The 26,614-nt window shown below is 65.2% G+C and carries 24 protein-coding genes; 17 read left to right on the top strand and 7 right to left on the bottom strand.

Annotation, left to right across the window (positions count from 1 at the left end):
* Position 1 precedes the first annotated feature (1 nt).
* Positions 2–3,049, top strand: coding sequence for a D-2-hydroxyglutarate dehydrogenase YdiJ (gene ydiJ / locus THL1_RS13670; RefSeq protein WP_069083769.1), 3,048 nt, complete (start codon positions 2–4; stop codon positions 3,047–3,049).
* A gap of 68 nt (positions 3,050–3,117) precedes the next feature.
* Here the strand turns inward: ydiJ and THL1_RS13665 are convergent, their stop codons facing one another.
* Positions 3,118–4,092, bottom strand: a complete 975-nt coding sequence (locus THL1_RS13665) for an IS110 family transposase (RefSeq protein ID WP_069081544.1) — start codon at positions 4,090–4,092, stop codon at positions 3,118–3,120.
* A 464-nt stretch (positions 4,093–4,556) separates the two neighbouring features.
* Here THL1_RS13665 and hglS point away from each other — a divergent pair, with 464 nt between their 5' ends.
* Both hglS and THL1_RS13655 read left to right on the top strand, forming a co-directional pair.
* The gene (gene hglS, locus THL1_RS13660; RefSeq protein ID WP_069083768.1) at positions 4,557–5,954 is read left to right on the top strand and encodes a 2-oxoadipate dioxygenase/decarboxylase HglS; all 1,398 of its coding nucleotides are present in this window, start codon (positions 4,557–4,559) and stop codon (positions 5,952–5,954) included.
* 136 nt (positions 5,955–6,090) lie between these two features.
* On the top strand, positions 6,091–7,773 hold the full coding sequence (locus THL1_RS13655; protein ID WP_069083767.1) for a thiamine pyrophosphate-binding protein: 1,683 nt from the start codon (positions 6,091–6,093) through the stop codon (positions 7,771–7,773).
* 202 nt (positions 7,774–7,975) lie between these two features.
* On the opposite strand, the gene THL1_RS13650 is transcribed toward THL1_RS13655, so the two are convergent.
* Positions 7,976–8,479 carry a DUF1772 domain-containing protein gene (locus THL1_RS13650; protein ID WP_069083766.1) on the bottom strand — a complete coding sequence of 168 codons (504 nt, stop codon included), beginning with the start codon at positions 8,477–8,479 and terminating at the stop codon, positions 7,976–7,978.
* Positions 8,480–8,646: 167 nt separating this feature from the next.
* On the opposite strand from THL1_RS13650, the gene THL1_RS13645 reads away from it, so the two are divergent.
* The 4 genes from THL1_RS13645 to THL1_RS13630 all read left to right on the top strand — a co-directional run bounded on the left by THL1_RS13645 (position 8,647) and on the right by THL1_RS13630 (position 11,514).
* Complete coding sequence (locus THL1_RS13645) at positions 8,647–8,931, top strand: hypothetical protein (protein WP_069083765.1); 285 nt, start codon at positions 8,647–8,649, stop codon at positions 8,929–8,931.
* Positions 8,932–9,012: 81 nt separating this feature from the next.
* Positions 9,013–9,321: a YgaP family membrane protein gene (locus THL1_RS13640; RefSeq protein ID WP_069083764.1), complete on the top strand. Its 309-nt coding sequence runs from the start codon at positions 9,013–9,015 to the stop codon at positions 9,319–9,321.
* Positions 9,322–9,441: 120 nt separating this feature from the next.
* Positions 9,442–10,152, top strand: coding sequence for an rRNA pseudouridine synthase (locus THL1_RS13635; RefSeq protein ID WP_069083763.1), 711 nt, complete (start codon positions 9,442–9,444; stop codon positions 10,150–10,152).
* A gap of 387 nt (positions 10,153–10,539) precedes the next feature.
* The gene (locus tag THL1_RS13630; protein WP_069081544.1) at positions 10,540–11,514 is read left to right on the top strand and encodes an IS110 family transposase; all 975 of its coding nucleotides are present in this window, start codon (positions 10,540–10,542) and stop codon (positions 11,512–11,514) included.
* Positions 11,515–11,577: 63 nt separating this feature from the next.
* Here THL1_RS13630 and THL1_RS13625 read toward each other — a convergent pair whose 3' ends face one another.
* Positions 11,578–12,375 carry a putative hydro-lyase gene (locus tag THL1_RS13625; protein ID WP_069083762.1) on the bottom strand — a complete coding sequence of 266 codons (798 nt, stop codon included), beginning with the start codon at positions 12,373–12,375 and terminating at the stop codon, positions 11,578–11,580.
* 230 nt (positions 12,376–12,605) lie between these two features.
* Positions 12,606–13,559 carry a LysR family transcriptional regulator gene (locus THL1_RS13620; RefSeq protein WP_069083761.1) on the bottom strand — a complete coding sequence of 318 codons (954 nt, stop codon included), beginning with the start codon at positions 13,557–13,559 and terminating at the stop codon, positions 12,606–12,608.
* A 296-nt stretch (positions 13,560–13,855) separates the two neighbouring features.
* On the opposite strand from THL1_RS13620, the gene THL1_RS13615 reads away from it, so the two are divergent.
* The 4 genes from THL1_RS13615 to THL1_RS13600 all read left to right on the top strand — a co-directional run bounded on the left by THL1_RS13615 (position 13,856) and on the right by THL1_RS13600 (position 17,582).
* The gene (locus THL1_RS13615; RefSeq protein ID WP_069083760.1) at positions 13,856–15,139 is read left to right on the top strand and encodes an MFS transporter; all 1,284 of its coding nucleotides are present in this window, start codon (positions 13,856–13,858) and stop codon (positions 15,137–15,139) included.
* Positions 15,140–15,214: 75 nt separating this feature from the next.
* The gene (locus tag THL1_RS13610; RefSeq protein WP_069083759.1) at positions 15,215–15,958 is read left to right on the top strand and encodes a 5-oxoprolinase subunit PxpA; all 744 of its coding nucleotides are present in this window, start codon (positions 15,215–15,217) and stop codon (positions 15,956–15,958) included.
* Entirely contained in the window at positions 15,955–16,668 is a 714-nt protein-coding gene (locus tag THL1_RS13605) for a 5-oxoprolinase subunit B family protein (RefSeq protein ID WP_069083758.1), read from the top strand. The genes THL1_RS13610 and THL1_RS13605 overlap by 4 nt, the downstream gene beginning before the upstream one ends.
* A complete protein-coding gene (locus tag THL1_RS13600; RefSeq protein WP_069083757.1) occupies positions 16,665–17,582 on the top strand; it encodes a biotin-dependent carboxyltransferase family protein in 918 nt (305 codons plus the stop codon). The genes THL1_RS13605 and THL1_RS13600 overlap by 4 nt, the downstream gene beginning before the upstream one ends.
* Before the next feature lie 412 nt (positions 17,583–17,994).
* Here the strand turns inward: THL1_RS13600 and THL1_RS13595 are convergent, their stop codons facing one another.
* Complete coding sequence (locus THL1_RS13595) at positions 17,995–18,894, bottom strand: LysR substrate-binding domain-containing protein (protein WP_069083756.1); 900 nt, start codon at positions 18,892–18,894, stop codon at positions 17,995–17,997.
* A 248-nt stretch (positions 18,895–19,142) separates the two neighbouring features.
* Here THL1_RS13595 and THL1_RS13590 point away from each other — a divergent pair, with 248 nt between their 5' ends.
* From THL1_RS13590 to THL1_RS13570, 5 genes are all read left to right on the top strand, one after another.
* The gene (locus tag THL1_RS13590; protein ID WP_069083755.1) at positions 19,143–20,264 is read left to right on the top strand and encodes an ABC transporter ATP-binding protein; all 1,122 of its coding nucleotides are present in this window, start codon (positions 19,143–19,145) and stop codon (positions 20,262–20,264) included.
* Between the two features lie 28 nt (positions 20,265–20,292).
* Complete coding sequence (locus THL1_RS13585) at positions 20,293–21,219, top strand: ABC transporter permease (RefSeq protein WP_069083754.1); 927 nt, start codon at positions 20,293–20,295, stop codon at positions 21,217–21,219.
* Complete coding sequence (locus THL1_RS13580) at positions 21,219–22,025, top strand: ABC transporter permease (protein WP_069083753.1); 807 nt, start codon at positions 21,219–21,221, stop codon at positions 22,023–22,025. The genes THL1_RS13585 and THL1_RS13580 overlap by 1 nt, the downstream gene beginning before the upstream one ends.
* 16 nt (positions 22,026–22,041) lie before the next feature.
* Complete coding sequence (locus tag THL1_RS13575; protein WP_069083752.1) at positions 22,042–23,076, top strand: extracellular solute-binding protein; 1,035 nt, start codon at positions 22,042–22,044, stop codon at positions 23,074–23,076.
* A gap of 64 nt (positions 23,077–23,140) precedes the next feature.
* On the top strand, positions 23,141–24,595 hold the full coding sequence (locus THL1_RS13570) for an amidase (protein ID WP_069083751.1): 1,455 nt from the start codon (positions 23,141–23,143) through the stop codon (positions 24,593–24,595).
* Between the two features lie 137 nt (positions 24,596–24,732).
* Here the strand turns inward: THL1_RS13570 and THL1_RS13565 are convergent, their stop codons facing one another.
* Together THL1_RS13565 and THL1_RS13560 are read right to left on the bottom strand one after the other, a co-directional pair.
* A complete protein-coding gene (locus tag THL1_RS13565) occupies positions 24,733–25,035 on the bottom strand; it encodes a hypothetical protein (RefSeq protein ID WP_069083750.1) in 303 nt (100 codons plus the stop codon).
* The gene (locus THL1_RS13560) at positions 25,035–25,265 is read right to left on the bottom strand and encodes a hypothetical protein (protein ID WP_069083749.1); all 231 of its coding nucleotides are present in this window, start codon (positions 25,263–25,265) and stop codon (positions 25,035–25,037) included. Before THL1_RS13560 ends, THL1_RS13565 begins: the two co-directional genes overlap by 1 nt.
* Positions 25,266–25,471: 206 nt before the next feature.
* Between THL1_RS13560 and THL1_RS13555 the strand changes: the two genes are divergently transcribed.
* Positions 25,472–26,611 carry a YbdK family carboxylate-amine ligase gene (locus THL1_RS13555; RefSeq protein ID WP_069083748.1) on the top strand — a complete coding sequence of 380 codons (1,140 nt, stop codon included), beginning with the start codon at positions 25,472–25,474 and terminating at the stop codon, positions 26,609–26,611.
* Positions 26,612–26,614: the final 3 nt, after the last annotated feature.

Genomic DNA, 26,614 nt, shown 5'->3' with positions numbered 1-26,614 from the left:
CATGATTGCCCGACTTGCTGCATCGGCAGCGCTCACAAGGCTCTACCGTTCCTTCCTGGACTCGCTCACCGCCTGTGGTTTCCAAGGGGAAATTTCCCCTGACTACGGCAACCGCACCGTGCTGGCGACCGACAACTCGATCTACCAGCGCCTGCCACAAGCGGCGCTGTTTCCCCTGCATGACGAGGATGTCCAGCGCATCGCCACGCTCGCTGCGCAACCGGAGTACCGGGACATCGTCCTCACCCCACGGGGAGGCGGAACAGGAACCAACGGCCAGTCCCTCACCCACGGCCTGGTGGTCGACCTCTCGCGGCACATGAACCGCATCCTCGAAATCAACGCCGAAGAACGCTGGGTGCGGGTACAGGCTGGCGTGGTGAAGGACCAGCTCAATGCCGCCCTGAAGCCCCATGGCCTGTTCTTCGCCCCCGAGCTGTCCACCTCCAATCGCGCCACCCTCGGCGGCATGATCAATACCGATGCCAGCGGCCAGGGCAGTTGCACCTACGGCAAGACCCGCGACCACGTGCTAACCCTGGACAGCATCCTGCTCGGCGGCCAACGGCTGAAAAGCGGGCCTGTTTCGGATCAGGAACTGGCGGTGCTGGCCGCAAGCGCCGGGCGCCTGGGTGAGGTCCACAGGACCGTTCGGGACGTCCAGCGGGAGCATGCCGGGCTGATCGAGGCCCGCTTCCCCAAGCTGAATCGCTGCCTGACCGGTTATGACTTGGCACACATCCGCGGCACCGACGGGCGCTTCAACCTCAACAACATACTCTGTGGGTCCGAAGGCTCGCTCGGCTTCATCGTCGAGGCGAAACTCAACGTCCTGCCGATCCCGAAGCACTCGGTGCTGGTGAACGTGTCCTACACCAGTTTCATGGACGCCCTGCGCGACGCCCAGGCGCTGATGGCGATGGCCCCGCTGTCCATCGAAACGGTGGATTCGAAGGTGCTGGGCCTGGCCATGAAGGACATCGTCTGGCACGACGTGGCGGACTACTTTCCGGCCGATCCGAGCGTGCCGACATTGGGTATCAACCTGGTGGAATTCAGCGGCGACGACGCCGATACGCTGGATGCGCAGGTGGCCTCCTTCGTCGAGCACCTGAAACGGGATGCCGGTGTCCGGCGGATTTGCCACACCCTCGCACGAGGCTCCGCCGCGATTGCGAAGGTCAACGCCATGCGCAAACGCGCCGTCGGGCTGCTGGGTAACGTGCAGGGCGAGGTCCGGCCGCAGCCGTTCGTCGAAGACACGGCGGTGCCCCCCGAGGCGCTGGCGGACTTCATCGCCGAATTCCGCGCCCTGCTGGATGGTTTCAACCTGCAGTACGGCATGTTCGGCCATGTCGACGCGGGCGTGCTGCACGTGCGCCCGGCCCTCGACATGAAGGACCCTGCCCAGGCAGCCCTGGTGCGCCCCATCACCGACGGCGTGGCCCGGCTGACCCAAAAATATGGCGGCCTGCTCTGGGGCGAGCACGGCAAAGGCCTGCGCTCGGAATATGCACCGACGTTCTTCGGTGAGCTGTATCCGGCACTGCAGGCGATCAAGTCCGCCTTCGACCCCTTCAATCAACTCAATCCGGGCAAGATCGCCACCCCGCTGGGTTCGCGTGACGAGCTGCTGAAGATCGACGAAGTGACCCTGCGCGGCGATCTGGACCGGCAGATCGATGAGCGTGTCTGGCGCAGCTACGAGTCGGCCGTGCACTGCAACGGCAACGGCGCCTGCTACAACTACGACCCCAACGATGCGATGTGCCCTTCCTGGAAGGCCACCCGCGAACGTACCCAGTCGCCCAAGGGCCGGGCGTCGCTGATTCGCGAGTGGTTGCGCCTGCAGGGGCAGTCCGGGGTCGACGTGCTCCAGGCCACCCGCGACATCCGGACGGCTTCGCCTCTCCGGGGACTGCTGGCCAAGGTCAGCAACACCCTCGGCAAGCGCTGGGGCGAGCAGGACTTCTCCCACGAGGTGTTCGAGGCGATGTCCGGCTGTCTGGCGTGCAAGTCCTGCGCCGGCCAGTGCCCGGTGAAGGTCAACGTGCCCGAGTTCCGCTCACGCTTCCTGGAGCTCTATCACAGCCGCTACCTGCGCCCGCTCAAGGACTACCTGATCGGGTCGCTCGAGTTCAGCATTCCCTACTTCGCGAAAACTCCGTCGGTCTACAACGGGCTCATGCGACTCGGGGCGACGCGGGCATTCCTGAAGCACTACGCCGGAATGGTCGACAGCCCCCTGCTCAGCCGAACTGACCTGGCGCCCACACTCAAGCGCTGGAACGTCGAGGCCGCGAGCCCGGAAAAGCTCCGTGGACTCTCGGACCAGCAGCGCGCCCGCAGCGTCATCCTCGTGCAGGACGCGTTCACCCGCTATTTCGAAACCGAGGTACTTGCCGATCTGATCGAAGTTCTCTCACGCCTGGGCTTCAAGGTCCTGCTCGCGCCCTACCTGCCCAATGGCAAGCCGCTTCAGGTACTGGGCTTCATCGGCGCCTTCGAGAAGGCGGCGCGAAAGAACGCCAGCATGCTCAATGGGCTTGGCGGCCAGGGCGTGAAGCTGGTGGGCCTGGACCCGGCCATGACCCTGGTCTACCGCCAGGAGTACCGCAAGCTGCTGGGCGACCAGGCGCCCGACGTGCTGCTGCCGCAGGAATGGCTGATACAGGCGTTGGACGTTTCCCCCCACCCGGCTCCTGCCGCAGGCGACGACTACTACCTGCTGGGCCACTGCACCGAGAAGACCAACGCGCCAGCGGCAACCGCGCTCTGGCCGGAGGTCTTCCGGCGATTGGGCCTGAATCTCAGGATCGTGTCGGTGGGCTGCTGCGGCATGTCCGGTACCTACGGCCACGAGGCGGCCAACCGGGATACGTCCGAGAAGATCTACGACCTGTCCTGGCGTGGGATCGTCGAAGGCCCGGCTGGCAACCCGCGGCTGCTTGCAAACGGCTACTCCTGCCGCAGCCAGGCCGAACGCCTGAGCGGGATAGAACTTTCACACCCGATCCAAGCCCTCCTGAAGCGAATAGCCGCCACCTGATCGCTGGTGCGCACAGCGCACCCTACCGAATCGCACCGCATCCTGTTGCCCCGTAGATACCGTCTTGTTTAGCCCCGGGCAAGGGCCAGTTGGGCATCGAATGGCTGGCCGGATTTCAGTACGCCATAGGCGATATGCAACAGCTTGCGCATGGCCGCGCAGACGATCTGCTTTCCGGCCTTACCGCGGGCGCGCAGGCGCTGTGCCAGGGCATTGATCGCGGGGTTGTGGGTCATCGAGGTGATCGCCGGCATGTACAGGCCCGCGCGTAGCCGCGCTGAGCCCACACGGGAAATGCGTACGTGCCCTTTATGCTTACCCGAATCCTGTAGCTTCGGATTCAGCCCGGCAAAGGCAGTGATCGCTCGCGCGCTCTCGAACTGCAGCGGATCACCCAGTTCCGCCAGGAGCAGGGCGGCAGTCTGCTCGCCGATACCATCGATGCTGGTCAGCAGATCGCGTTTACCCCGCAGGTCTGGATCATCATCGATATGGTCGCGGATGGTTTTCAGGGTCTCGGCAATCTGCTCTTCGACACGCTGCAGCACTGAGTGAATCGACTCTTGCACGCTGGCATCGGCCACCCCCAGACGATTGCGCTCCATCTGCTCGATCTCCTTGAGATCCTGCAGGCGCCGCACCAGGGCACGCAGACGGCGGATCGCGGCAGGCTCGGGTTGCCAGGCGCGCAGCTCATCTTGATGGTGCTCGCCGTAGCTGGCAATCAGCTTGGCGTCGACCTGATCCGTCTTGACCCGTTGCAACTGGCTTCGCGCGTAATAGGCAATCTGCGCAGGATTCATCACGCAAATCCGGTAGCCCAGCGCGTAAAAGTGCTCAGCCAGCGCCTCGTGGTAGGTACCCGTCGCCTCCATCACGATCCAGGCCCCAGGTTCGCTGTGCTTGTTCAACCACTCCTGCAACACCTGAAAGCCCTCTGCGGCGTTGATCAGCTTGGCCTTGCTGCGGTACTTGCCGTTGGCCTGCAGGGTGGCGATATCGAAACTGTGCTTGGCAATGTCAATGCCGACGATGCTGGACATGCAACCTCCTCAATCCATCCAGAGTGATCATCACTGCACCCGGCCCGGCCTTGTGAATGCGAGCTCTCACTTGAAGTGGGCTCTAGATACCGTTCGAGCTATCTGAGTGAGTGTGGAGGGCCAGGGCACTATCTACGGGTCGGGCTCGAGGCCTAAGGGTGGACACGGCTTCCTGGCTCTCCCCCGATGATCAGTCGGGGACTATCACCCCTTGAGAGGGTGGTAGTCGAGATACAAGGGTGCGCCGTGCGCACCGCGAACCGGCACAACACCCGCGCACCGTCCGGCAGGCACCGTGCAGGCCCGCCATGCCCCCGGTCGTACTTCATTCCTCTGGAGAATGAAGTGCTGAGAAGATGTCGTTTGTACGGGATGTTGAAGCTCATCAGAATCCGAACCATGCCTTCAGGGCCGATGGCCCCGGCTCGCAGAATTACACAACGCCTCCAGGAGATTTCTTCATCATGAACAACCAGGGGTTCATCGACCCGTCCGAGATTCGTGCGCAGTTCTCTCGCGCCATGTCCGATATGTACAAAGCCGAAGTCCCGCTCTACGGCGATCTACTGGACCTGGTCGCGGAAACCAATCGCAACGTGATGGAGCAATCCCCTGAGGTCGCCGAACAACTGCGCTGGACCGGCGAACTCGACCGCCTGGCGATGGAACGCCACGGCGCGATCCGGGTAGGCACGGCGCAAGAGCTGTCCACCATCCGCCGCCTGTTCGCGGTCATGGGCATGCAACCGGTCGGCTACTACGACCTCAGTCCGGCGGGCGTTCCGGTTCACTCCACCGCCTTCCGGGCCGTGCACGAGAATGCCCTGCAGATCAGCCCGTTCCGGGTGTTCACCTCGCTGCTGCGCCTGGAGCTGATCGACAACCCGGAACTGCGCGCGCTCGCCTCCGGCATCCTCGCCAAGCGCACTATCTTCACCCCACGGGTGAAGGCGCTGATCGACCAATGCGAAGCCGAGGGCGGACTGAACGAAGCCGACGCCGGTGAGTTCGTGCGAGAAGCCCTGGAAACCTTCCGCTGGCACACCGAGGCAACCGTAACCGCTGCCGAGTACGACCAGCTTCATGAACAGCACCGCCTCATCGCCGATGTGGTCGCCTTCAAGGGTCCCCATATCAACCACCTGACACCGCGCACGCTGGACATCGATCAGATCCAGGACGGCATGCCCAGGCGCGGCATCACCCCCAAGGCCGTGGTGGAAGGCCCGCCCCGCCGCAACTGCCCGATCCTGCTGCGCCAGACCAGCTTCAAGGCCCTGCAGGAAAAAGTCGCCTTCGTCGGTCAGGGCAGCGCCGAGGGCAGCCATACCGCACGCTTCGGCGAAATCGAGCAACGTGGTGCAGCCCTGACCCCAAAAGGCCGGGCGCTGTACGACAAGCTGCTGAACGCCACCCGCGCCGAATTGAAGGAGTTCCCCAGCGAACAGAATGCCCGGCGCTACAACGAGCTGCTGGAAAAGCACTTCCAGGCGTTCCCGGACAGCCATGACGAAATGCGTATCCAGGGCCTGGCCTACTTCCGCTATTTCGTCACCGAAAAAGGCATTGCGGCACGCAGCAATGAGGTACGACCGCGCACGCTGGACGACCTCGTCCAGGCCGGCCATGTGCATTACGAGCCCCTGGTGTACGAGGACTTCCTGCCCGTCAGCGCCGCCGGAATCTTCCAGTCCAACCTCGGCGACAACGCCCAGGTGAACTACGAGATCACCTCCAACCAGACGGACTTCCACGACGCCCTGGGAGGTACGGTACTCAACGAGCTGGACCTGTACGCCGCAACCCAGCGCCGCTCCATTCTCGAATGCTCCGCCACGCTGAACCTGCCGCCGCTGGTCTAGCAGTAGGCACGCCACGCTGTCGGCAGCCGATGGGCCTGCCGACAGGGCCCGATAGCCGTCTATAAACACCTTGCGGGTTCGCGAAGAACTGCTTCGAGCCCGAACATTCGCCCCTGCCCCGTTCGAGGAATGACCGATGAACCAGACACTCAACAGTCGCAGCGGCGGCCAGATCCTGGTCGACGCTCTACGCATCAACGGCGTCGAACGGGCATTCTGCGTTCCGGGTGAAAGCTACCTGGCCGTCCTCGACGCGCTCTACGACGCACAGGACCAGATCGACCTGGTGGTCTGCCGGCAGGAAGGCGGCGCGGCGTACATGGCCGAAGCCTACGGCAAGTTGACCGGCAAGCCCGGCATCTGTTTCGTGACGCGCGGCCCGGGCGCCACCAATGCCTCGGTAGGCGTGCATACGGCCTATCAGGACTCGACGCCGATGATCCTCTTCATTGGACAGGTGGCGCGTGATCAGAGAGACCGCGAGGCCTTCCAGGAAATCGACTTTCGCGCCATGTTCGGCCCCCTGGCCAAGTGGGTGGTGCAGATCGACGATGCGCGCCGGATTCCGGAGCTGGTCAGCCAGGCGTTCCACCGCGCCATGAACGGCCGGCCGGGTCCGGTGGTGGTATCCCTTCCCGAAGACATGCTGACCGAGCTGGCAAGCGTCGCCGATGCCGGCCCTGCCCGAAGCATCGAACCCCACGCCAACGCCTCGGACATGCAGGCGCTCCGCCACCTGCTGCACCGGGCCGAACGTCCCCTGATGATTCTCGGCGGTGGCGGCTGGAATGCTCGCGCAGTCGCGGACATCCGCCGTTTTGCCGAATGCCATGACCTGCCGGTGGCCGCGTCCTTCCGCTGCCAGGATCTGTTCGATAACACTCACCCCCATTACGCCGGCGACCTGGGCTTCGCCGCAGGAGCGAAACTGGTCCAGGCGGTTAAAGATGCCGATCTGCTGCTGGTGGTCGGCGCCAGGCTCGGCGAAGTCTCCACCAACGGCTACACGACCGTAGAGATCCCGACGCCCCGGCAGACGCTGGTGCATGTCCATCCCGGAATCGAGGAGCTTGGCAGGGTCTATCAGCCCACCCTGGGCATCAACAGCGGTATGGCCACCTTCGCCGCGCTGGCGGCGGAACTGCCGGCGATAGACGGGAACCGCTGCCCGGACTGGCGAGCCGCATTGAATCGCAACTACCGGGAGAATCTCGTGGCCCTCCCCTCGCCCGGCCCGGTGCAGATGGCCGAAGTCATCGGCTGGCTGAACCATCACCTGCCCGCCGACGCCATCCTCACCAACGGCGCGGGTAACTACGCCGTGTGGGTGCAACGCTTCTACCAGTACCGGACGTTCCGCACCCAGTTGGGCCCCACCAACGGCTCGATGGGCTACGGCGTGCCAGCGGCCGTGGCGGCCAAGCTCACCTGCCCGGAGCGCACCGTGGTCGCCTTTGCCGGCGACGGCTGCTTCCTCATGAACGGGCAGGAAATCGCCACCGCGGCGAACTACGGCGCGAACGTGATCTTCGTCGTGGTCAACAACGGGATGTATGGCACCATCCGCATGCACCAGGAACGTCACTATCCAGGGCGGGTCAGTGGCACCGACCTGCACAACCCTGACTTCGCCGCCCTGGCTCGGGCCTATGGCCTGCATGGGGAGACGGTTGAGCGCACCGAAGACTTCCCTTCCGCCTTCGAACGCTGCCGGACGGCCGGCGTGCCGTCCTTGATCGAGATTCGAATCGACCCGGAAGCCATCACTCCCCGGCAATCCCTCAGCCAGATCCGAAGCGAAGCCGAAAAGCGTCGGTGAAGCGTTCGCCGATGAAGACGAGGAACCCATAGGGGGGCTCTCGATTACAAGCAGAAATACCAGGGAGCGGTGATGGCCGGCACTCAGTCGGCCTTGAGCCGGAGCTCGAGAATTTCATCCCCGGCATCATCCAGCTCGCCCGTGGAAACCCAGCCCCTTGCCTTCGTACTCGGGCAGCAAGGCGAGCACGATGATCTCGCCCCTAGTCCATCGTGAGCATCAGGAACAACCCGATCATCAACATCGCCGACGCGGCCAGGGCTGTGCCGGTGCGCACATGGTTCCAGTGAGTCCATTGCTCGACATAGGTGCGCCACGGCGCGACCGACTCCGGGCTGCCTGCATCCAGCTTCGCCAGGGCGTTGTTGCGCGGGACATTGCACACCAGCGTCACGCCGACGTTGCCCAGCAGGTACAGCAGACTGCCGAGCAGCAGGAAGAAGGTGCCAGGCACTTCCCAGTGCACGAAGGCGTAGAGCACGAGCAATGCACAGGCACCCGCGGTGCCCAGGAAGGTCGCGAGGAAGATGCGGTTGAGCACGGTCTTGTTGATGGTCTGCATCGCGGCGATGCCGGCCTCCGGCGAAATGCGCGCCAGCGCCTGCATCACGAAGTTGGAGAAGGCGAAGAACAGCCCACCCATCAGCCCGCAGGTAAGGGTGGCCAGGAAGGCGAGCACGAAAGCCAGGTCATCGATAAAGGGCATGGTCGGTCACTTCCAGGTCAATCTGGCCGGTTCTATGCTCCGCGCCCCGGAAAGCGCGACCATCCGTTTGTCACTCATTGACCAACCCTCCCATGAACTTCATGCATTCTGGACCAACCGGGAAATTCTGCCGTCCGGTCTTCAACGGAAATTTCGAAGAGACGAACATGGCCGACGAAAACGAATCCAACCGGCACCTGCGCGAGGTCCGGCAATCGCCGATCTTTCGCTGGGCCCAGGGGCTGCAATGGTTCGGCGTGGTGATGTTCCTGTTGGCCATCGGCCTGGCGCTGTTCACCGAAGTAACGGGCACGCCGGGCGGCGTCACCCTGATCGCGGTGTTCGGCATGCTCGGGTTGCTGTCCCTGGTGCCGGCCCGATTCATACTCACCGTGTATCCAATGAGCCCCGACAAGAAAGGCAAGAAGAGATCGCCCACCGGCCATGCCTGACTCCGGCCGCTCATCCCCGAGGCTGAACATCTGGCAACCGTGGCCGGTCAAGGTTCAAACCAACACGGGAGGTTTCGCACCATGGATAACCACTGGCAGATCAACGGCCCGGCGTACGAGCAGAACGTCCACGGCCTGGAGCGTGCCGGTTCCATCGTTTCCGGCCTGTTGATGGCGCGGCATGGCTTCCACCGGGGCGGCGTGATGGGCGCCTGGGACATCGGGCTGGGCGCGGTCCTGCTGCTGCGCGGGCTGACCGGCCACTGCTATGTGAAGGAAGTGCTCCACGACCGCCGCGAGGCCCTGCGCCAGTTGCGTGCCGACCTGGAGCGCCTGCAGCACGCCGCGGACAAACTGGCCAAGGCGTCGAGCAAGCCCCCGGCAACCTGAGTCGCCCTCAGCCCGGAGCCTTGCAGGTGACGGCTGGCGGTCCAGGGCGCATGTCCCAGCAGCGGCCGGCACCGCAATAGGTTTACCATTGCGCCCTTCCTCCTCTCGCGGCTGTTCCCCATGACCGATCCAATTCGCTTGTCCAAACGTGTTATCGAGCTGACCGGCTGTTCGCGCCGGGAAGCGGAGCTTTACATCGAAGGTGGCTGGGTCACGGTGGACGGTGAGGTGATGGAACAGCCGCAGTGCAAGGTGACGGACCAGGCCGTCGCGTTGCTGCCCGGCGCCACGCCCGAGCCGCTGGAGCCGGTAACGCTGCTGCTCAATCCGCCCCCCGGCCTGACCCTGGAAGCGGCCGTGCGCCTGCTCTCGCCGGAAAGCCGCTGGGCCGACGACCGTGCCGACGTGCGCCTGCTGCGGAGCCACTTCGCCCGCCTGACCAGCACCCTGCCCTTGCAGCCAAAGGCCAGCGGCCTGCTGGTGCTCACCCAGGACTGGCGCACCCTGCGCAAGCTCAATGAAGACGCCACCAAGCTGGAGCAGGAATACGTGGTGGAAGTCACCGGCACCCCGGCGGCCAACGGGCTGGAGCGCCTGAAGCGCGGCATCAAGGTCAAGGGCGAGGAGCTGCCGCCGGTCAAGGCCAGCTGGCAGAACGAAACCCACCTGCGCTTCGCCCTGAAGAACCCCCGCCCGGGGCTGATCGCCGCTTACTGCGCTGCGGTCGGCCTCAACGTCGCCAGCATGAAGCGCATCCGCATCGGTGGCGTACCCATGGGCAAGGTGCCGGTTGGGCAGTGGCGCTACCTGGGGGCTGCCGAACGGTTCTGAGCCGCGCCCCTGGGCAGGCCCCAGCACATCAGCTCCCACAGGGCCTCCACGGCCTAGGACTGGCTTCAGCCGTAGGGTGCCACGCTTCACCGGTCCACCATTCGAGGCCCGGCATAGCGCTGTTGGTGGATGGTAAAGCGCCATCCACCCTTGTATCTCGACTACCACCCTCTCAAGGGGTGATAGTCCCCGACTGATCATCGGGGGAGAGCCAGGAAGCCGTGTCCACCCTTAGGCCTCGAGCCCGACCCGTAGATAGTGCCCTGGCCCTCCACACTCACTCAGATAGCTCGAACGGTATCTAGAGCCCACTTCAAGTGAGAGCTCGCATTCACAAGGCCGGGCCGGGTGCAGTGATGATCACTCTGGATGGATTGAGGAGGTTGCATGTCCAGCATCGTCGGCATTGACATTGCCAAGCACAGTTTCGATATCGCCACCCTGCAGGCCAACGGCAAGTACCGCAGCAAGGCCAAGCTGATCAACGCCGCAGAGGGCTTTCAGGTGTTGCAGGAGTGGTTGAACAAGCACAGCGAACCTGGGGCCTGGATCGTGATGGAGGCGACGGGTACCTACCACGAGGCGCTGGCTGAGCACTTTTACGCGCTGGGCTACCGGATTTGCGTGATGAATCCTGCGCAGATTGCCTATTACGCGCGAAGCCAGTTGCAACGGGTCAAGACGGATCAGGTCGACGCCAAGCTGATTGCCAGCTACGGCGAGCACCATCAAGATGAGCTGCGCGCCTGGCAACCCGAGCCTGCCGCGATCCGCCGTCTGCGTGCCCTGGTGCGGCGCCTGCAGGATCTCAAGGAGATCGAGCAGATGGAGCGCAATCGTCTGGGGGTGGCCGATGCCAGCGTGCAAGAGTCGATTCACTCAGTGCTGCAGCGTGTCGAAGAGCAGATTGCCGAGACCCTGAAAACCATCCGCGACCATATCGATGATGATCCAGACCTGCGGGGTAAACGCGATCTGCTGACCAGCATCGATGGTATCGGCGAGCAGACTGCCGCCCTGCTCCTGGCGGAACTGGGTGATCCGCTGCAGTTCGAGAGCGCGCGAGCGATCACTGCCTTTGCCGGGCTGAATCCGAAGCTACAGGATTCGGGTAAGCATAAAGGGCACGTACGCATTTCCCGTGTGGGCTCAGCGCGGCTACGCGCGGGCCTGTACATGCCGGCGATCACCTCGATGACCCACAACCCCGCGATCAATGCCCTGGCACAGCGCCTGCGCGCCCGCGGTAAGGCCGGAAAGCAGATCGTCTGCGCGGCCATGCGCAAGCTGTTGCATATCGCCTATGGCGTACTGAAATCCGGCCAGCCATTCGATGCCCAACTGGCCCTTGCCCGGGGCTAAACAAGACGGTATCTACAGGGCTACGGCGTTGACATGGCATCTCCCACAGGGCGAGGTGGCCCCTCACACCTCGCCGTACAGCTTGTCGCTCACCAGCATGTGCCCTGGCGCGTGGGTGATGTAGAGCTCCGGCTCGGCTTCGGCCAGCACTGCCTGGGGGGTGACGCCGCAGGCCCAGAACAGCGGGATTTCCTCTTCAGCCACCGGCACCGGGTCGCCATAGTCCGGGCTCGCAAGGTCGCGGATGCCGATCAGCACCGGGTCGCCAATATGCACCGGCGCGCCGTGAGTCATGGGGAAGCGCGCGGTGATCTCGATGGCGCGCACGGCGTCGGCGGCCTTCATCGGGCGCATCGATACCACGGTCTTGCCCGCCAGCCGCCCAGCCGGGTGGGTGTCGATGGCGGTGCGATACATGGCGACATTGCGCCCCAGCTCGATGTGGCGAAGCGGGATGCCGGCATCCAGCAAGGCCTGCTCGAAGGAGAAGGAGCAGCCGATGGCGAAGGCAACGAAATCCGCCTCCCAGTATTCGCCGATGTCCGTCACCTCCACGTAGCCCTGACCGCGTCGATGGATGCGGTAGCGCGGTACGTCGCTGCGTACGTCGATGTCCACCCCCAGCTTCTCGAAGTACGGCGAGCCGGGCTCAGTCACGTCCAGCAGCGGGCAGGAACGGGGATTGAGCACACAGAAACGCAGGAATTCGTCCGCCCAGGACTTCTGCAGGATCACGATATTGGCCTGCAGGTGGCGCTGGCCCGTGCCGCTGGTGTGGCCACTGTAGTCGCCACGGCGGATCAGCCGACGCAGTTCGCGGGGAGAGAGTTGGGCAAGTTGCTGCAGGTCAGGCGAGGTCATGGGGCCGTCTCCGGTTGTTGCTCTGGGCGTTTTTTAGGGGCACGGCATCTGGGCCGTCCAACAAGATTTTTCCGGGACCGGGCATCGGAAAAATTGAACGTCCACGTTAGAAGAACACAACTTGGCGGGGCCCATCGTAGGGTGCGCCATGCGCACCGCTCGCAGGATCAGCCCCTGCGCCACGTGCAGCCGCCGGTGCGCGCGGCGCACCCTACCACGAGTCACTCATGTCAGAGGCTGCGCAGGCGACCTTCGCCCTTCTTCAGCTGTGCCAGCACGAAGCGCTCCTTGCCCACGTTCTCGGCATAGTCCGCCACCACCGCCTTGCTCAGTTCCACCACCTGGTCCACCAGCTCCAGGCCGGTGCCGCCGCGCCAGGACATCACCAGCGGCAAACCCGGCGGTGGCGGGCCGATGCGTAGCATGGTCAGCTCGCCGCGCTCCAGTTCCTGGCTGACCAGGGCCGGCGGCAAGGCGCCGATGCCGAAGCCGTCACGCAGCAGGCGGGTCATCGCCGCCACCGAGTTCACGCAGCTCAGGCGCGGCGCCGCCACGCCATTGGCGTGCAGCAGGCTGAGCACGTCCTGGTGCGGCCGCGAATGCTTGGAGAAGGTCACCACCCGCTCGCTGGCCAGCTCCGCCAGGCTGGCGTAGTCGCGGTGATAGATGGAGCCGGTAGACACGACCCAGCACAGCGGGTAGCTGCCCAGTTCCAGGTTCAGCACCGACTCGTGGCGCAACGGATCGGTCTGGAAGATCAGGTCCAGGTAACCCTTCTGTAATTGCTCGGAGAGGTTGCGCGCGGTGTCGGCCATCAGCTCGATCTCCACCGCCGGGAACTCATCCGTCACTCGCGATACCAGCGGGCTCAGCCAGGTGTGGATCACGGTATCCATGGCGCCGATGCGGATGCGCCCCTGGGTGGCGGCGCTGGTATCGATGGACTGCTTCAGGGCATGCATGGTGCCCATCATCTGCTCGGCGTACTCCAGCACCTTGTGCCCCTCGGGCGTCAGGGTCACGCCACGGGAGTCGCGCACGAACAGCTTCACACCCAGCTCGCCTTCCAGTACGGCGATGCGGCTGGAGATGGACGCCTGGGTGCTGAACAGCTTCTCGGCCGTCAGGCGAAAGCTTTTCAGGCGGGCGACCCAGACGAAGGTTTCGAGGAACTTCAGGTTCATGGCGGTTACCGGCAAGCAAGGGATCAAACGCAGCAAGGGCAAAAAGATACAGTAGATTCAAGCACTTCCTGTGCCAGACGGGACCCTGGACGACGAACGCCGCCCTCGGCCGGGCCGCCGCATCATCCATCCTGACGCCGCCAGTCGGGTATCGGAAATTCTTATCCCCGGCGGCCGCTTTAATTAGTTGGACGCCCCCGAGAGATGAGCTCAAGAATCCGCCCACTGGCAACGGGCGCCGACTCCGCTGCCGCCGAATGCTCATACAACGCCAAGAACAGCGATCGGAGATTCCCATGGAAAAACAAGCGACCCACGTGGGCGGCCTGGACGTCGACCAGGGCGGCCACTTTGGCTGGTACCGGGCCCTCAGCAAACAGGAGCGACGTACCTTCTGGAGCTGCAAGATAGGCTACGGACTGGACGGCATGGACACCCAGATGCTCAGCTTCGTCATCCCCACGCTGATCGCCATCTGGGGTATCTCCACCGGTGAAGCCGGCCTGATCCACACCCTCACCCTGCTCGCCTCCGCCGCTGGCGGCTGGGTGGCCGGCATTCTTTCCGACCGCATCGGCCGCGTGCTGACCCTGCAACTGACGGTGCTCTGGTTCGCCTTCTTCACCTTCCTCTGCGGCCTCGCGCAGAACTACGAACAGCTGCTGGTCGCCCGCACCCTGATGGGCTTCGGCTTCGGCGGCGAGTGGACCGCCGGCGCGGTGCTGATCGGTGAAGTCATCAAGGCCAAGGACCGTGGCAAGGCCGTGGGCCTGGTGCAGTCCGGCTGGGCCCTGGGCTGGGGCATGACCGCCCTGCTCTACGCCCTGATGTTCAGCCTCCTGCCGCCGGAAGACGCCTGGCGCGCGCTGTTCATGCTCGGCCTGCTGCCGGCGATCTTCGTGATCATCGTCCGCCGCCTGGTCAAGGAGCCGGAAATCTACAAGGAAGCGCAGAAGCACAACCAGGGCGCGGAGAAGGTCAACTTCTACGAGATCTTCGCCCCCGGCATGCTCAGCATCACCCTGCGCGCCTCGCTGCTGACCACCGGCGCCCTGGGCGGTTACTACGCCATCACCTCCTGGCTGCCCACTTTCCTCAAGGCCGAGCGCGGCCTGACGGTGCTCGGCACCGGCGGCTACCTGGCAATGGTGATCTTCGGTTCCTACGTGGGCTACGTGATCAGCGCCTTCCTCACCGACCTGATCGGCCGCAAGAAGAACTTCATCCTCTTCGCCGTCGGCTCCTTCATCGTGGTGCTGCTCTACACCCAACTGACGGTAAGCAACGCCGCCATGCTCTGGCTGGGCTTCCCCCTGGGCTTCTTCGCCTCAGGCATTTTCAGCGGCATGGGCTCCTTCCTCACCGAGCTGTTCCCCACCCGCATCCGCGGCTCGGGCCAGGGCTTCTGCTACAACATCGGCCGCGCGGTCGCTGCGCTATTCCCGATGCTGATCGGCATCCTCAGCCAGCACGTCTCGCTCGGCGTGGGCATCGGCGGTTTCGCCGCAGTGTCCTACGGGGTGGTCATCCTCGCCGCCCTCAGCCTGCCGGAAACCCGCGGCAAGCAACTGGAAATCTGACTCCGCCCTCCTGAATCCTCCCGCTGCCGAGCCCTGCTCCGGCAGCCGGCCGTCTCTTACCCTGTAGGACTGACCATGAGCAGACTGCTGTTGAATTGCGATATCGGCGAAAGCTTCGGCGCCTGGACCCTGGGCCTGGATGCCGAGGTGATGCCGCTGATCGACTGCGCCAACATCGCCTGTGGCTTCCACGCCGGCGACCCCGGCACCATGCGCCGCACCATCGCCCTGGCGGTGCAGCACCGGGTCAGCATCGGCGCTCACCCCGGCTACCCGGACCTGGTGGGTTTCGGCCGCCGCTCCCTGGCCTGCTCGCCCACCGAAGTAGAAAACCTGATGCTCTACCAGATCGGCGCCCTCGACGGCCTCTGCCGTGCCCAGGGCGCCCGCGTCAGCTACGTGAAGCCCCATGGCGCGCTGTACCAGGACATGATGCGCGACCCGGCCATCCTCGCCGCGGTGATGCGTGCCCTGGCGGCCTACGATGCGCAACTGCCGCTGATGCTGATGAGCACCCGCGACAACGCCGCCGCCCAGGCCATCGGTGACGAGCACGGCGTGACCCTCTGGTTCGAGGCCTTTGCCGACCGCGCCTACGACGGCAACGGCTACCTGGTGTCGCGCAACCTGCCCGGCGCGGTGCATCACGACCCGGAGCAGGTGGTGGCCCAGGCCATCACCCTCGCCCGTGGCGAATCCCTGCGCGCCAGCGATGGCAGCGACCTGACGCTGAAAGCCCACACCCTCTGCGTGCATGGCGACAACCCGGGCTCGGTGGCCGCGGTCAAACGCATACGTGAAGCGCTGGAGGCCCAATGAGCACCCCGCAACTGTGCATCGAAGTGGCGGCCATCGACGCCTTCATCCTGCGCCTGTTCGACCGCATCGACGAAGCCAACATGCCCTGGATGCTGGCCGCCGGCACCCGCCTGCGCGACGCCTTCGGCCCGGCCCTGGTGGACCTGGTGCCCTCCTACACCACCCTCCTGCTGCACTACGACCTGCAGCAGTTGGACCCGCGCCAGGCCCGCGAGCGGATCGCTGGCGCCCTCGCCGACCTGAGCCCGGAAACCCGCGCCAGCGGCCGTGCCCACGTCATCCCCACCTGGTACGACCCGCGCGTGGGGCCGGACCTGGAGGCCCTGGCGCAACGCAAGCACATGAGCGTCGCCGAGCTGGTGCGACGCCACAGCCAGCGCGAGTACCAGGTCTTTGCCCTCGGCTTCACCCCGGGCTTCGCCTTCATGGGGCTGGTCGAAGAGGCCCTGGCCGCCCCGCGCCTGACCACGCCGCGCAAGCGCATCGCACCCGGAAGCGTCGGCATCGCCGAACGGCAGACGGCCGTTTACCCGGTGGAAAGCCCCGGTGGCTGGAACATCCTCGGACGCACGCCGGTGCGCCTGTTCGACCTCGGGCTGGATGGCTACAGCCTGCTGCAGGCCGGCGACCGCGTGCGCTTCGAACCCATCGAGCACGCCGAATTCATCCGCCTGGGCGGCGACGACACCCCGTTGGAGAATCAGCCATGAGCCTGGCCGTCGACAGCAGCACACCCTTCATCCTCCTTCAGGACCGGGGCCGCTTTGGCTGCCGTCATCTGGGCGTGACCCAGGGCGGCGCACTGGACTGGGTGTCCATGGGCTGGGCCAACTGGCTGCTGGGCAATCCGCTGGATGCGGCGGTGGTGGAAGTCGGCCTTGGCGCCTTCAGCCTCACCTGCCAGCGGGACGGCAGCCTGGCCATCGCCGGCGCCGACCTGGGTGCCACGCTCGACGGCCAGCCGCTGCCCGCCTGGGGTGCCTTCACGGTGCGCAGCGGCCAGCGCCTGGTCTTCGCCCATCCACGCCAGGGCGCCCGCGCCTACCTGGCAGCACCGGGCGGCTTCCTCGGCGAACGCCAGCTCGGCAGCCTGTCGACAGTGGCGCGGGAAGAACTGGGTGGCCTGCACGCCAACGGCAAGGCCCTGGCCAGCGGCGACCTGCTGCACTGGCGAGGCGAGGCCCGGCAGCTGCGGGACATGTCGCGAAAGCAGATTCCCGACTTCAGCGGCCACCCCCGGCTGGAGCTGATCCTGGGCGCCCAGGCCGGCGACTTCTCCGGCCAGAGCCTGTTCGACGCCTTCAACAGCGAATGGACGGTGGACACCCGCGCCGATCGCATGGGCGTGCGCCTGCTCGGTCCTGCACTGGTGTGCAAACGCCCATCGATGATCTCCGAGGGCATTGCCCTGGGCGCCGTGCAGGTTCCGCCGGACGGCCAGCCCATCGCCCTGCTCAACGACCGCCAGACCATCGGCGGCTACCCCCGCCTGGGCGCCCTTACCCCGCTGGCGGTGGCGCGCCTGGCCCAGTGCCTGCCCGGCACCACGCTGCACTTCATACCGACCGTGCAGGAAGCGGCACATCAGGCTCATCGGCAAGCCCTGGCGGATTGGTGGGACTGATTGGAGGGCAGTCCGCTTCTCTTTGGGGGAGCGAATTCATTTGAACTCGGGAAACCACGTCCTGCGGACGTGGTCCTGAGTCACCGGCTCTGCCTGTGACGATTCGAGTCAGCGAACCAGCAGGATGCTGCCAGTCCCGTAGGGTGCGCCGCGCGCACCGGGAGATGGACTCGGAGTCGCCACCATCGCCGCGGTGCGCATGGCGCACCCTACTGTTGGGCACGGTGGCGGAGATCAGCTGGGTGCTGCGTGTGAGGATGGCCCCCTTATAGGGGGCAAACACAAGTCCACGTTCTACGAACGTGGATCTTTACTCGCGAATGGCCGCGCACCGGCCTGTAAGCCTGACAGGCTGGCCTTCGGCCTGTTCCGCGACTGAAGTCGCTCCCACAGCAAAACGGGCCACACCGGCCTATCCCGAAAACGCCTCCGGAAAGTCTTCCTTCAGCGCCCCGGCAATCCAGTCACTGAACCACTGCACATCGGCCGACACCGGCCCCGGAGGGGTCAGCAACTGGTAGCTCTCCAGCGGCACGTCCACCTCCACGGCCTTCACCAGTTGGCCGTTCTCCAGCTCGCGGCGCACCAGCACCTCGTTGGCGAGGGCGATGCCGCGACCGCCCTCGGCCAGGGACAGCACGTAGTCGTTGCTCACGTAGAGCACGTCGGCACTCACCTGCACCGCCACGCCCACTCGGGCGAACCAGAGGTTCCACCATTCGCTGTCGTAGTGGATGAGGTCGTGCCGGGCGAGGTCTTCCGCGCGCTCGATCGGACCGCGGCGGGCCAGGTACTCCGGTGAGCACACCGGGAACACCCGCGGCTGCATGAGGATGGCGAGGGTGCCGCTGTAGTCCCCCGGCATGCCGTAGACGATGCCCAGGTCGGCGCTCTTGCCGTCCACTTCGGTGAAGGTGGAATTGGGCTCGATGACGATCTTCAACCCCGGCCGCATGCGGCTCACGGCTTCCAGCTTGGGCGTCAGCCAGCGCTTGGCGAAGGCCGGGACGGCAAGGATCTTCAGCCAGCGCACGTTGCCCTGCTTCGCCACTTCATCGCCGGCATCGGCGATCTGCGCCAGCGCCGCGCTGATCCGCGCGTAGTACTGCCGCCCGGTCGGGGTCAACTCCACGCCACGGGATGTGCGGTCGAACAGTTGCACGCCCAGCCACTCCTCCAGCAGCTTCACATGGCGGCCGATGGCCGGCTGAGTGACGTGCAGGGCCCTGGACGCGGCGACATAGCTGCCCAGTTGGGCGGCGGCCTCGAAGGCACGCACGGCATTGAGGGGTGGCAAGCGGCGGATGGACATGGAAAACGCGGCACCTGTCTGGCTGTTAGTTTTTTTAATATCACATGTAAGAAAATTGAGCTTTATAGCCCGCATCCCCTGCCAGATGATCGGTCCCGAGGCACGAATAACAACAACCTCGCCCGATCAACTCCCTGTTGCCCCGGTACTGCCGGGACTGCCTAGAACAACAATCGAAAGCCCGTGGCTCCAGGCCCGGCCGCCAGCATACGCGGCCACCCGAACCACGGGGAACAGGAGAAGCAGTGATGAATGCGGTGCATGTTCCGTTGCCCACGGCAGCGGTGTCGATTCGTTCGGTCCGCAAGGTCTATGGCGATCCGCAGAACGGGCCGGTAGCCCTGAAGAGCGTCGATCTCGATATCCGCGACAACGAGTTCTTCACCCTCCTCGGCCCCTCCGGCTGCGGCAAGACCACCCTGCTGCGCATGATCGCCGGCTTCGAATTCCCCACCGCCGGGGAAATCCTCCTCTACGGCGAAAACATCGCCGACCTGCCGCCGTTCAAGCGCCCGGTCAACACCGTGTTCCAGCACTACGCGCTGTTCCCCCACATGACCATTGCGGAGAACCTGGCCTTCGGCCTGGAGTCGGACCCGATGGGCCAGCGCATGAGCCGCGCCCAGGTGGCCGAACGGGTCCGCGAGATGCTGGCGATGGTGCAGATGGAACGCTTCGCCGAGCGCCGCCCGAGCCAGTTGTCCGGTGGCCAGCAACAGCGCGTGGCCCTGGCCCGTGCCCTGGCACCGCACCCCAAGGTCCTGCTGCTGGACGAGCCGCTCTCGGCCCTCGACCTCAAGCTGCGCCAGGCCATGCGCGAGGAGCTGAAAAGCATCCAGGCGCGCACCGGCATCACCTTCATCTTCGTCACCCACGACCAGGAAGAGGCCCTGGCGATGTCCGACCGCATCGCCGTGCTCTCCGAAGGCCAGGTGCAGCAAGTGGGACGCCCGGACGAGATCTACGAGCAGCCACGCAATCGCTTCGTGGCGGACTTCATCGGCGAAACCAATTTCATCGAAGCGCGCCTGCTGAAAGAAGAAAGCGGTCAGGCGATTTACCAGGGGCCGGGCGGCAAGCCGTTCCGCGCGTCCGCTCGCGACGGCGTCAAGCCGGGTCAGGACGTCTGCCTGTCGATCCGCCCGGAGCGCCTGCACCTGGTGGAACCCGCCCAGGGCGGCGCCATCCCCTGTCGCGTCGACAGCCAGGTCTATCTCGGCACCGACCTGCACTACCACGTCAGCCTCGACGATGGCAGCCGCCTGACGGTGCGCACGCCGAACCGTGGTGGCCAGGGCCTGCGCTTTCGCCCCGGCGAAGCCGCCGCCCTGCTGCTCGACCCGGACAGCGCCAGCGTACTGCTGGATTGAACCCGCCACTCGCCAACGGCCAACCGCTATGAACCCGACAACTCTTGCGCCCGGCGCCCGGCTTGCGCGCCAACAGACCTTGCAGAGCGTCCTCGGCGTGTCACCCGCCCTGGTCGCCATCGGCCTGTTCCTGATCCTGCCGATCCTGATCGTGGTCGCCTATTCGCTGATGGAGGCCAACCCCTACGGTGGGGTCAACCGCGTGTTCAGCACCGAGTCCTACCTGTCGCTGCTGTTCGAGCGACAGCTGGACGACAGCCTCGCCTTCGCCGACTCCTACCTGATGATCGCCCTGCGCTCGGTGGGCATCGCCGCCGCCACCACGCTCGTCACCCTGCTGGTGGGTTTCCCGGTGGCGGTCTGGCTGTCCATGCAGCCGCCCCATCGTCGCGGCCTGCTGATCTTCCTGATCACTGTGCCGTTCTGGGCCAACCTGCTGATCCGCACCTATGCCTGGATCCTGCTGCTGCGCGGCAGCGGCGTAATCAACGGCAGCCTGATGGGCCTGGGCCTGATCGACCAGCCGCTGCAACTGCTCTACACCGACGGCGCCGTGCTGCTGGGGCTGGTCTACACCTATGCGCCCTTCGTGGTACTGCCCATCTACGCCTGCCTGGAGAAGATGGACATGCGCCTGCTGGAGGCCGCCCAGGACCTCTACGCCGGTCGCGTGCGTACCCTGCGCAAGGTGGTACTGCCCATTGCCAAACCGGGCATCCTCGCCGGCGCCATCCTCACCTTCGTGCCCTGCCTGGGCGCCATGATCGCTCCGGAACTGTTGGGCGGCGGGACCAAGATGATGCTCGGCAACCTGATCTTCCGGCAGTTCAGCGATGCCCGTAACTGGCCCTTCGGCGCCGCCCTGTCGCTGGTGCTGATGGCCGCCGTGATGCTGGTCCTGACCGTCTATGCGCTGCGCGCCGAACGCCAGCGCCTCGCCCGCGGAGGTGTGTGATGTTGCGCCTGATGAGAAATCGCCGCCTGGGCGTCCAGGACTTCCCCGGCTTCGGCGGCTTCAGCTTCCTGTTCTATCTCTACCTCTATGCGCCGATCCTGGTGCTGGTGGTGCTCTCGTTCAACGCCAACCAGTCGGCCACCATCTGGACCGGTTTCAGCCTCGACTGGTACCGCGCGGCCTTCGCCAATCAGGCGTTGCGCCAGGCCGCTGGCAACAGCCTGCTGATCGCCGTGTGTGCCAGTCTGGCGGCCACCGCCATCGCCACCCTGGCGGCGCTGGGTACCTCGCGGGGGGCGAAGTTCAAGGGGATGCGCCTGTCCATCGGCGCCATCATGCTGCCGCTGGTGCTGCCGGAAATCGTCGTCGGCGTCGCCACCCTGGCGCTGTTCTCCACCCTTGGCCTGTCGCTCGGCTACGGCAACCTGATCATCGCCCACACGGTGTTCTGCATCCCCTTCGCCTACCTGCCAATCCGTGCCCGTCTCGACGACATGGACCTGTCCCTGGAAGAGGCCGCCGCCGACCTCTACGCCGGCCAGTGGCGGACCTTCCACAAAGTCACCCTGCCCCTGCTGATGCCGGGGATCGTCTCCGGGCTGATGCTGGCCTTCATCGTCTCGCTGGATAACTTCGTGATTTCGATGATGGTCTCCCAGGCCGGCACCACCACCCTGCCGATCTTCATCTTCGGCCTGCTGCGAATGGGCGTGACGCCCGACGTGAATGCGGTTTCCACCTTGATCCTCGGGGTCTCCGTGCTGTTCGTGACCCTGTCCTACCTGCTCGGCAAGAAAAAACACTGAACCGGAGAGCCAACCCATGCATGCAGTGATGAAAACCCTCGGCGCCGGCCTGGCGCTGGGCCTGAGCCTGTCCGCCCAGGCCGATGGCCAACTCAACGTAGTGAGCTGGAGCGGCTACTTCTCGCCGCAGATCCTCGAGAAGTTCCAGAAGGAAACCGGCATCAAGGTCACGGTGGATTCCTACGACTCCAACGAAACCCTGCTGGCCAAGCTCAAACAGGGCGGCACCGGCTACGACGTGGCCATTCCGTCGCACCAGTTCGTGCCGATCCTGGTGCAGGAGAACCTGCTGGAGCGCTTCGACCCGATCCAGCAGCCCTACTACGCGGGCATCGTCGATAACCTGAAGAAGCCCACCTGGGACCCGCAAGGCGCCTATTCCGTCCCCTTCATCTGGGGCACCACCAGCGTCGTCGTGGACACCGGCACCTACAAGGGCCCGACCGACAGCCTGGCGCTGCTGTTCCAGCCGCCGGCCGAGCTGCAGGGCAAGATCAACATGTTCGACTCATCCAGCGAGGTGATCGATGCCGCCAGCGTCTATCTGGACATCCCGCTGTGCAGCGAAGACCCCAAGCAGATGCAGCAGGTACTGAATCTGCTGAAAGCACAGAAGCCCTTCGTGAAGACCTACAGCTCCAAGGCCGGCTCCATCCGCGAGAACCTGGCCTCGGGCGAGATCGACATGTCGCTGTTCTGGGGCGGCTCCTCCATGCGTGCCCGCGAAATGAAGCCGAGCCTGCGCTACCTCTACCCGAAGGAAGGCGTGATGGCCTGGGTGGACAACCTGGTGATCCCCAAGGGCGCGCGCAACCCGGATAACGCGAAGCGCTTCATCGCCTTCCTGAGCCAGCCGGAAAACGCCGCGCTGACGCAGAACTTCCTCAAGCACCAGAGCCCGGTCAAGGGCGTGGAGCCCTTCCTGGACGCCAGCCTGAAGGATGCCCCGGAGCTGCACATCCCCGACGGCACCAAGGTGCTCTTCAGCAAGACCTGTGGCGAAGGCGCCATCCGCCTGGCCGACCGCGTCTGGACCAACCTGATGCGCTGAGCCGCCCGGCCCCGCCCGCCAGGGCGGGGCCTTACGCAATCCGCCGTTTACCCAAGGCAGAACCATGAGCAAGAACGAACCCATCAGTGAGCTGGTGCAACTGCCAGCCCACCAGCTTTCCCTGCACATCCGCCAGCGCCAGGTGTCCTGCCGCGAGGTGATGCAGGACTACCTGGCCCATATCGAGCGTTTCAACCCTCGGGTGAATGCCCTGGTCAGCCTGCAACCGGCCGAACAGCTGCTGGCCGAAGCCGACCAGCGTGACGCCGAACTCGCCCGTGGCGACTACAAGGGCTGGATGCACGGCCTGCCCCATGCAGTGAAGGACCTGTCCCTCACCAAAGGCATCCGCACCACCCTCGGCTCGCCGCTGTACAAGGACCATATCCCCGAGCGCGACGGCATCATGGTCGAGCGCCTGAAGGCTGCGGGCGCCATCATCATCGGCAAGAGCAACACCCCGGAGTTCGGCCTCGGCTCGCAGACCTACAATCCGCTGTTCGGTGCCACCGGCTGCGCCTACGATCCGACCCGCACGGCTGGTGGCAGCAGCGGCGGCGCGGCGGCGGCCCTGGCCATGCGCCTGGTTCCGGTGGCCGACGGCAGCGACATGATGGGCTCGCTGCGCAACCCGGCAGCATTCAACAACATCATTGGCTTGCGCCCGTCCCAAGGCCGAGTGCCCTTCGACGACGCCGCCGACCTCTTCCTCGACCAGCTCGGCTACGAAGGCCCCATGGGCCGCAATACCCGCGACGTTGCCCTGCTGCTGTCGGTACAGGCCGGCGTCGATGCCCGCTCCCCGCTGTCCATCGCCGCCGGTGGCCAGGACTTCGCCGGCGCCCTGGACCGTGAATTCAAAGGCGCCCGGCTCGGCTGGCTGGGCGACTTCGACGGCTACCTGCCGATGGAGCGCGGCGTGCTGGAGCTCTGCCACAGGGCCTTCAAGGACTTCGAAGCCCTCGGCTGCACGATAGACAATGCCCGGCCCGACTACGCCATGGCGCAACTCTGGGACACCTGGCGCACCCTGCGCCACTGGCAGGTGGCCAGTTCACTGGGGGGGCATTACGCCGACCCGGCCAGGCGCGAGCTGCTCAAGCCGGAAGCCATCTGGGAGGTGGAGAACGGTCTGCAGCTATCGGCCATGGACATATCGCGCGCCTCCGCCGCCCGTACCGACTGGTACCGCGTCGTCTGCCAGTTGTTCGAGCGCTACGACTACCTGCTGCTGCCCAGCGCCCAGGTCTTCCCGTTCGACAAGAACCAACACTGGCCGAAGGAAATCGCGGGCCGCGCCATGGACACCTACCACCGCTGGATGGAAGTGGTGATCCCCTGCACCCTTTCCGGCTGCCCGGCGGCCAACGTCCCGGTCGGCTTCGACAGCCGTGGCCTGCCCATGGGCCTGCAGATCATCGGCCCGCACCAGGCCGACCTCGCCGTGCTGCAACTGGCCCATGCCTTTGAGCAGGCCAGCGGCTGGACCCAGCGTGTACCGGGGTGCCTGGTGGTTTGAGGGGTATTAAGGCACTCGTCCTTGTGGGAGTGAATTCATTCGCGATTGGCCGCGCAGCGGCCTGCAAGCCTGACAGGCAGACTTCTGGCCTGCTTCGCGACTGAAGTCGCTCCTACAGGGAGACCCTGCACCGTCGGTTACAACTGCACCCGCGCCTGCTGGCCCTGCGCAGCCCGGTTGTCCTGCCGCGGACGCTGCCCGGAATCGGCGGTTCGCTCGGCGGGGTTGCCGCTCAAGCGCTGGAACTCGAATACCGGGGGCTTCGCCGGCTTGCCCTGGAGGGCGACGGTGCCGGGGCCACGGCCGGCGTACTGGCCGTAAACACCCAGCATGAACATGCTGATCACCATGAAGATGGCGACACGTTCGACCGATCGGGGGCTTTTGCCGGAAGGCTGGTGCAGGACCTGCAACTTCGGCTGGCTGGCATCGTGCTTCATCAGTCGACCAGTAGCCGGTCCATCAATTCCAGGCCCAGGCGCTGGGTGCTGGATTCATCCCGAATGTCCCGCTGGCTGATGCCGGCAACGGTAGTCCGGGGTATGGCGAGATGGTGATTGCTGAGAGTAATGGAACAGCTTCCATCGGCCTCCCACAGGCATTCGAACTGAAAGGTAACGCTCATCTTGTTCAAGGTGTCCTCAACCTGGCGAAGCATCAAATTATTCATTCTCAGTCCTCCCCACCAATCGAGTGGCCGGACTGGAAAACCTAGCAGGGAAATACGCCACGTAAATGTCATTGGGCGGCTATTCATCGGAAAGCATCCCCCGGATCGATGACACCCCCGTTGCAGAGCCCTTGCAGACCAACGGTCCTTGAAACCTACGCCAGCGGGTACGTCACTTGCCTTAAGGCAAGTTCGAGGCGACCCGCATGCCCAACGATCCTGTTGCACCCGCGTTCGGCGTCGAAGAAACCTTCTTCCTGGTCGACACACGCAGCCGCAACCTGCCGCCGCACCTGCCCGAAGGTTTCCTCCAGTCCGCCCACAACGCATTCAGGGACGGCTTCAGCCAGGGTATGTTCCAGAGCCTGGTGCAGCTGGACATGATCCAGCCCAACCTGCTGGAAATCGCCGAGGCCCGAGCCTGGTTGCTGGAGCGTCGCACCCGGCTGGCAGGCATTGCCGAGGAGCATCAACTGGCGCCGATCTGCGTGGGGTCGCACCCCTTCGCCGACTGGCACGTGCAAGTGCCCTCCGAGGACCCGTATTTCCAGCCGCTCTTCGAAGACCACCGGATGATCGCCCACCGCAGCCTGGTCTGCGGCATGCGGGTACATGTGCGGGTGCCCCCGGACGTTGACCGCATCCGGGTGATGAACCGGGTGCTCGGCTGGCTCCCGCTGCTGCTGGCCCTGAGCACGTCATCGCCCCTGTGGAACGGCCGTCCCACCGGGCTGATGAGCTATCGCCAGGCCGTCAACGCCGAATGGCCGCACCGGGGCATTCCCGAGCACTTCCCGGATGAACCGGCCTTCGCGGCCTACGTGCAGTGGCTGATCGCCTCGGGGGCGACTCGCCGCGAAAGCGACCTCGCCTGGTGCATTCGTCCGTCGCCGCGCTTCCCTACCCTGGAGCTGCTGGCCGCCGACGCCTGCCCCTCGGTGGAGGATGCCCTCTGCGTCGTTGCCCTGTTTCGTGCCCTGGTCAGCTGGGCCATGAGCCAGGATGACGACGACCCGCAGGATTCACTGCTACAGCGCCTGGTGCTGAAGGAAAACCACTGGCGTGCCATGCGTTTCGGCATCCACGGGATGTACCTCGACGCATCGGGCGAGGCCAGTCTCTCAGCGGGCGCCTGGCTGGCGCGGGCCCACGCCTGTTTCGGCGCGCTCGCCGAGTCCGAAGGCGACAGCCAGGCCTTCGTGCGTGGCCGGCATGTGCTGCGCTATGGCAGCAGTGCCGACCGCCAATTGCAGCGCTACCGCGAAGCGCTGCAGGCCGGCCTGCCCCGGCAGCAGGCGCTGGTCGCCGTGGTCGACGAGTTGATAACGGAAACCTGTGGAGGGTAAACG

This window comes from Pseudomonas sp. TCU-HL1 (genome assembly GCF_001708505.1).
Classification (GTDB): domain Bacteria; phylum Pseudomonadota; class Gammaproteobacteria; order Pseudomonadales; family Pseudomonadaceae; genus Metapseudomonas.
The sequence above is the reverse complement of the archived record's forward strand: the minus strand, read 5'-3'. Positions and strand labels throughout refer to the sequence as shown.